Origin of the sequence: Gordonia sp. UBA7599, from assembly GCA_002477755.1 — a bacterium.
In the GTDB taxonomy this organism is placed as follows: Bacteria; Actinomycetota; Actinomycetes; order Mycobacteriales; family Mycobacteriaceae; genus Gordonia.
The window spans coordinates 1-5533 of sequence record DLKD01000162.1 but is presented as its reverse complement, the minus strand read 5'-3'; the positions used below and the strand labels follow the sequence as shown (position 1 = coordinate 5533).

Annotated in this window: 6 protein-coding genes and 1 pseudogene; all 7 read right to left on the bottom strand. The window is 67.4% G+C overall.

What is annotated here, in order from left to right:
- A partial coding sequence (locus tag B4L26_RS18240) for an adenosylhomocysteinase (protein WP_290721228.1) occupies nucleotides 1–209 on the bottom strand: 209 nt, incomplete at its 3' end.
- 54 nt (nucleotides 210–263) lie between these two features.
- The gene (locus B4L26_RS18235) at nucleotides 264–1790 is read right to left on the bottom strand and encodes an amino acid permease (RefSeq protein ID WP_290721227.1); all 1527 of its coding nucleotides are present in this window, start codon (nucleotides 1788–1790) and stop codon (nucleotides 264–266) included.
- The gene (locus tag B4L26_RS18230) at nucleotides 1790–2752 is read right to left on the bottom strand and encodes a DUF808 domain-containing protein (RefSeq protein WP_290721225.1); all 963 of its coding nucleotides are present in this window, start codon (nucleotides 2750–2752) and stop codon (nucleotides 1790–1792) included. The genes B4L26_RS18235 and B4L26_RS18230 overlap by 1 nt, the downstream gene beginning before the upstream one ends.
- 97 nt (nucleotides 2753–2849) lie before the next feature.
- Nucleotides 2850–4046: a serine hydrolase domain-containing protein gene (locus tag B4L26_RS18225; protein WP_290721230.1), complete on the bottom strand. Its 1197-nt coding sequence runs from the start codon at nucleotides 4044–4046 to the stop codon at nucleotides 2850–2852.
- A 137-nt stretch (nucleotides 4047–4183) separates the two neighbouring features.
- A complete protein-coding gene (locus B4L26_RS18220; RefSeq protein WP_290721223.1) occupies nucleotides 4184–4477 on the bottom strand; it encodes a WXG100 family type VII secretion target in 294 nt (97 codons plus the stop codon).
- Nucleotides 4478–4497: 20 nt separating this feature from the next.
- The gene (locus tag B4L26_RS18215) at nucleotides 4498–4806 is read right to left on the bottom strand and encodes a WXG100 family type VII secretion target (RefSeq protein ID WP_290721220.1); all 309 of its coding nucleotides are present in this window, start codon (nucleotides 4804–4806) and stop codon (nucleotides 4498–4500) included.
- A gap of 27 nt (nucleotides 4807–4833) precedes the next feature.
- Nucleotides 4834–5533, bottom strand: a pseudogene (locus B4L26_RS18210) (hypothetical protein); the annotation flags it as partial.

Here is a 5533-nt window from a genome sequence, read left to right as displayed (position 1 = left end):
ACGGTCATGTGCAGCGAGCCGGAGATGCGCGCGCCCTTCAGCGGCTCGACGTCGGCGAACTCACGCCGCAGCTCCATGAGGCCGGGCATCTCGTGCTCGGCGAGTTCGATCTCCTTGCGCCCGAAATCAGCCGATTCCAGGTCAGCGACCTTGAAGTCGATTCCGTTGCGGTGATCAGCGGTCGGCAGCGTCTTGGACACGAGGCTCATCTACTCCCCTAGCTCGGATTTCCCGCGGTACGCGGGCAGGTGCACAGTCGCAGATCAGGCTATCGTGTCGCTCGACTCGGCGTCCCATGCGGGCACCTCGCCGCGCTCGCGGCGCCCGACCATCGAGTGGCGCTGGCCGTACGCGAAGTACACGCACACCCCGATCACCATCCACACGACGAACCGGATCCAGGTCAGCGCCGACAGGTTGAGCATCAACCACAAGCACGCGATGATCGCGAGCACCGGGATGATCGGTCCACCCGGCACGCGGAACCCGCGGTCGAGGTCGGGACGAGTGCGGCGCAACACCATCACGCCGATGGCGACGACAATGAACGCGAACAGGGTGCCGACGTTGACCATCTCGTGCAGCGTGGAGATCGGGAAGAAGCCGGCGACGATCGCGACGACCACGCCGATCGTCACCGTCAGGCGGGCCGGCGTCCCGAACCGCGGGTGGGTCTTGGACATCTCGCGCGGAAGCAGGCCGTCGCGGCACATGGCGAACAGCACGCGCGACTGGCCGAGCATCAGCACCATGACGACTGTCGTCAAGCCAGCCAGCGCACCCCAGGCGGTGACCTTCTCCGCCCATTCGATGCCGCGGGCTTGGAAGACGTCGGCAAGGTCGGCGTCCTTACCTGCCAGGTCCTTGTAATTGACCATGCCGCTGACGACGACGGTGACCAACACGTAGAGGACGGTCACGATCGCCAACGATCCGAGGATGCCGCGCGGCACGTCCTTGCGGGGATTCCGGGTCTCCTCCGCGGTGGTCGCAACGACGTCGAAGCCGATGAAGGCGAAGAACACCAGCGACGCCGCGGCGAGGATCCCGTACCAGCCGTACGCGGTGTCCCCACCGCCGGTAATCAGCGAGAACACCGTCGAATCCACCGACTTGTGGACGCCCTCACCGGCCTCGGAGGGCGGAATGAAGGGGCTGAAGTTGTCACCCTTGATGTGGAAAAAGCCGACGACAATCACCAGCACGACCACGCCGACCTTGATCGCGGTGATGATGGCGCTGAACCACGACGACAAGCGGGTGCCGAGGACCAACAGCGTCGTGACGACCGCGACGATGAGGATCGCGCCCCAATCCATCGTCACCGGCCCCAGGTCGATCGTCGCGGAGCCGCCGACCTCGGAGTTCGCACCGCCGCCCACGGCGTTGACGAGGTACTGCGACCATCCCTTCGCGACGACGGCGGCGCCGACGGCGAACTCCAGGATCAAGTCCCAGCCCAGGATCCACGCGAGGAACTCGCCCAGGGTCGCGTAGCCGAAGGTGTATGCCGATCCGGCTACCGGCACGGTCGAGGCGAACTCCGCGTAGCACAACGCCGCGAGCGCACAGGTCGCCGCCGCGAGCAGGAACGAGAGTGAGATCGCGGGACCGGCCTTGTCGGCGAAGGTCTGCACGGTGAGCGTGAAGATGCCGGCGCCGATGACCACCGAGACGCCGAAGACGACGAGGTTCCACGCGCTGAGGTTGTGCTTGAGCCGGTGGCCGGGCTCGTCGGTATCGGCCATCGATTGCTCGACGGACTTGGTGCGCAGCAAGGGGTTGCTCATCATGCTCCCTGGTCGGCGTGCGTGTCGTGCTTGCCGGTGAATTGTTTGACGAGGTGGACGATCCCGACGACCACGGAGCCGACGATGAATCCGAGGATCGCCGAGAAGAAGGTGTTGACTATCCAGCCGACGAAGCCGCTGGCAACCGGCGCCCAATCCGCGGCGTTGTGCTCGAGGTGGTGGACGAAGTCATAGAGCGGATCCCAGCCGAGCTCGTGGATCCCGTTGAGGACGATGTGACCGCCCACCCAGAGCATGGCGACGGTGCCGACATACGACAGGACCACCATCACGACGGGCATCGCCAGGACCATGTTGCGTCCAATGCGCCGAGCCGCCGTACTCTTGCGCCGCACCAAGGCCAGGCCGACGTCGTCCATCTTCACGATCAAGGCGACCACGCCATAGACCAGGACGGTGATCAGGATCGCGACGATGATCAAGGCACCGAGGCGGAGCCAGAAGCCTTGATCGGTCACCTCATTGAGGGCGATCACCATGATCTCGGCGGAGAGGATGAAGTCAGTCCGGACCGCACCGCCGACCAGGGTCTTCTCCGAGTCTCCACCTGCCTCGACGGCCGCCGGCTTGTCCTCCTCGTGGTGCCCGGTCAGCTTCTCCCAGATCTTCTCGGCACCCTCGAAACACAGGTAGGTGCCGCCGACCATGAGCAGCGGGGTCAGCGCCCACGAGGCGAACTCGCTGAGCAGCATGATCGCCGGGAGGATGAAGACGATCTTGTTGCGGATCGAACCCTTCGCAATCTTCCAAATGATCGGCAACTCGCGCGCCGGTTGGATGCCCTGCACGTAGCGGGGAGTGACCGCGGCATCGTCGACGACAACACCGACTGCCTTGGTGCCGGCCTTGGCCGCAGCCGCCCCGATGTCGTCGATGGACGCGGCAGACAGCTTGACAAGCGCGGCGACATCGTCGAGGAGTGCCGCCAGTCCCAGGGCCATCTAGTAGACCTTTCGTTGCGCGATAATGCCACGGAGTCTATTCGGACACCCGGGCACAATGCGCATCGTCGGACAGGTTGACCGCACGATGCGGTGCCTACACCTGGACACGCTCCCCGAGTACGTCGCGGAACAGCGCTTGTCGGAGGGCGAGTTCACGGGGGTCACTGGCGAGGTGGAATCCCGCCTTGTTCATCACGTACGCGAAGCCGACACCGGTGTCGGGATCGGCGAATCCGAACGAGCCACCGGCCCCCGGGGTGCCGAACGCGTTGTCCGACGAGCCAAAGAGACAGAACGGCGCGGGCTTGCAGAAGCCGAGGGAGAACGACGTGTCGACGCGCAGGACTTTGTCGCGCACTCCCCTGCTCGGCGGGACGGCCGCGCTCCCGAGCTCAGCCAGAACAGCGGGACTCAGCCCGATCTCGGTGCCTCCGGTGGCCGCACTGCCGTAGAGCGCGGCAACCGATCGTGCGGTCCCGGTACCGTTGGCGGCCGGCATCTCGACCCGTCGCACCTCCTCGGCGTTGAAGGGCGCCATGCCATCGACTCCTTTGGCGACGGCCAGTGCCCTGGCAGTCAGGCCGAACGGGTTGAGCGCGGCGACCGCGAAGGCTGGCGGGAGCGAGTTCAAGTGCAGCAGCATCGCCGCCATCGGCCAGACCTTCAACAGCGCCACGCGATCGCGGTCGACCGAGGCCGGAAGTCCGATGTAGAAGTCCAGGCCCAACGGCGCCGCGACCTCCTCGGCGAAGAAGCGGCCCAGCGACCGGCCCGCGGGGTCGACGCGGCGGATCAGCTCGCCCTCGTACCAGCCGAGCGTGACCGCGTGGTAGCCGTGGTGCGCGCCCGGCGGCCATGCGGGTGCCTGTGCGGCGATCTTGTCCGACAGTATCGCGTGGTCGGACAGGTCCGACAGCGCCAGCGGCGGCGTAATCGCTGCCAGACCGGCCTGGTGCGCCAACAGTTGCCGCACGGTGACGGCTTCTTTGCCGTTCTGCGCGAACTCCGGCCAGTAGTCGGCGACCTTGGCGTCGTAGTCGAGCAGCCCGCGCGACGCGGCGACGGCGACGGTCAGCGACGCGACACCCTTGGTGGTGGAGAAGACGTTGACCAGGGTGTCGCTCTCCCACGGTGCACCGGTCTCGTGGTTGCGGACTCCGCCCCACAGGTCGACGACCTTGCGGCCGTCGCGGTACACACTGCACGCGGCGCCGACCTCCAGCCCGCTATCCAAATTGGCACGGAAAGCGTCGGCGACCTTCCCGTACCCCTCCTCAACGTCGCCGTTCATCATCTCCCGCACCCGGACCTCTCGCTTGTGGAGCAGATCCCCCCAGTCAAGCACCGCGGTACCCACGGCAGGTGCGAGTGACGCAGATCCGCACCGAGCGGCCGCCGACCGCCCGCGGACGGTCGGCGGCCAACCGATCAGACCGCGAACGTGCGGCCCACCCGCATGTCGGTGTTGCCCATCGTCGAGGATGCGCGCGACACCGCCGAGCTCAGGCTGTTCAACTGCGTGCGGGACTCGTCGAAGACCTTGTCCCAGTGTTGCTGCGCCTCGAGGTAGGCCTGGGAGCCCTGGGCAGACTGCCACTGCGAGGCGAGGGCGTTCACCTGCGACCGGAGCTGCCCGGAGAGCTGCTCGAGGCGGGCGAAGTTGCGGTTCAGATCGCCGGTCAACGTATCGAGCGCGGCGAAGTCGTACTGGATGATGCTCATGATTGCTCCTTCGCGCCGGCTCAGACGGCCAGCGAGCCGTTGATGGTGGCGGCACCCGACTCATCCTCGTCGCCGTACCCGGCGAACGAGGCGGTGAGCTTGGCCTTGATGTCCTCGAGTGCGAGGTTGAGCTTCACCGCACTCGCATTCCAGTCGCCATGAGTCGTGTCGTAGGCCCCCGACGCGCGTCCCTTCCACGTGCCGGCCACGTTCTGCGATGCCGTCGCGATGGCGCGGATGACCTGCTGCATCTCGTCGACGATTCCGGCCACCGACTTGGCCGAGGCCATCGAGGCGCCGACGTCGAGGTTGAGCCCTGATCCGGGCATGGTGTTCCCCCTTCTTTCATGATCGGATCACACGGCTGTGTGACCCGGGTCTGTGGTGGCCGGGCCCGGTGTGGCCCGCACCTGGTCGTGAACGGCCAATTGCGCCCAGGTCATCGGTTCGGCCGTGTCGGAGTCTGCGGCTTCGTGGGTGAGTGCCACACCGTGATCGGTGGCGCCGGCCCGTGCGGACCCCGCTCCCGGCGCGGCGGCCACGGGCGCGACCGGGCCCATCGACGAGCCGCGCGCACGGTCGGCGCCGCCGGACGTTTGCGCGATTGGCGTCACCGGGTCTTGGCGCCGATCGGCGGTGGAGCCAGTGGCCCCGACCGATACGGCCTGGAACCGTCCCAGCACGCGCGGGGGCACTGCGGCGAGCCCGGCGACGCCGAGTGGTGCGGTACCCGTTGCGTCGCTCGACCCGGTACCCGTGTGCGTAGTCCGAGTCGAAGCGGCACCCCGTACCAGCGCGGGAGCCGGACTGCTCTGCGGCGGGGCGGTGGCCACGCCCGTACAGTCACGCTCGTAGCCGTGCATGACACGCGCGGCGGTGGCGGCGATCTCCGTCTGCGCGCGCTCAGCGCGGGCCAGCCCGCCCGTCATCACGACCACCAGTGCGGCCGTGGCGGCTACCTCCGCCAGCTTTCCGCGCACTTGGTCGATTTCGGCGGCGGCAGGCATCGCGAGGTGCGCGGTCTGTGCCGCGGCGGCCGCGCCGGCGACCAGGTCG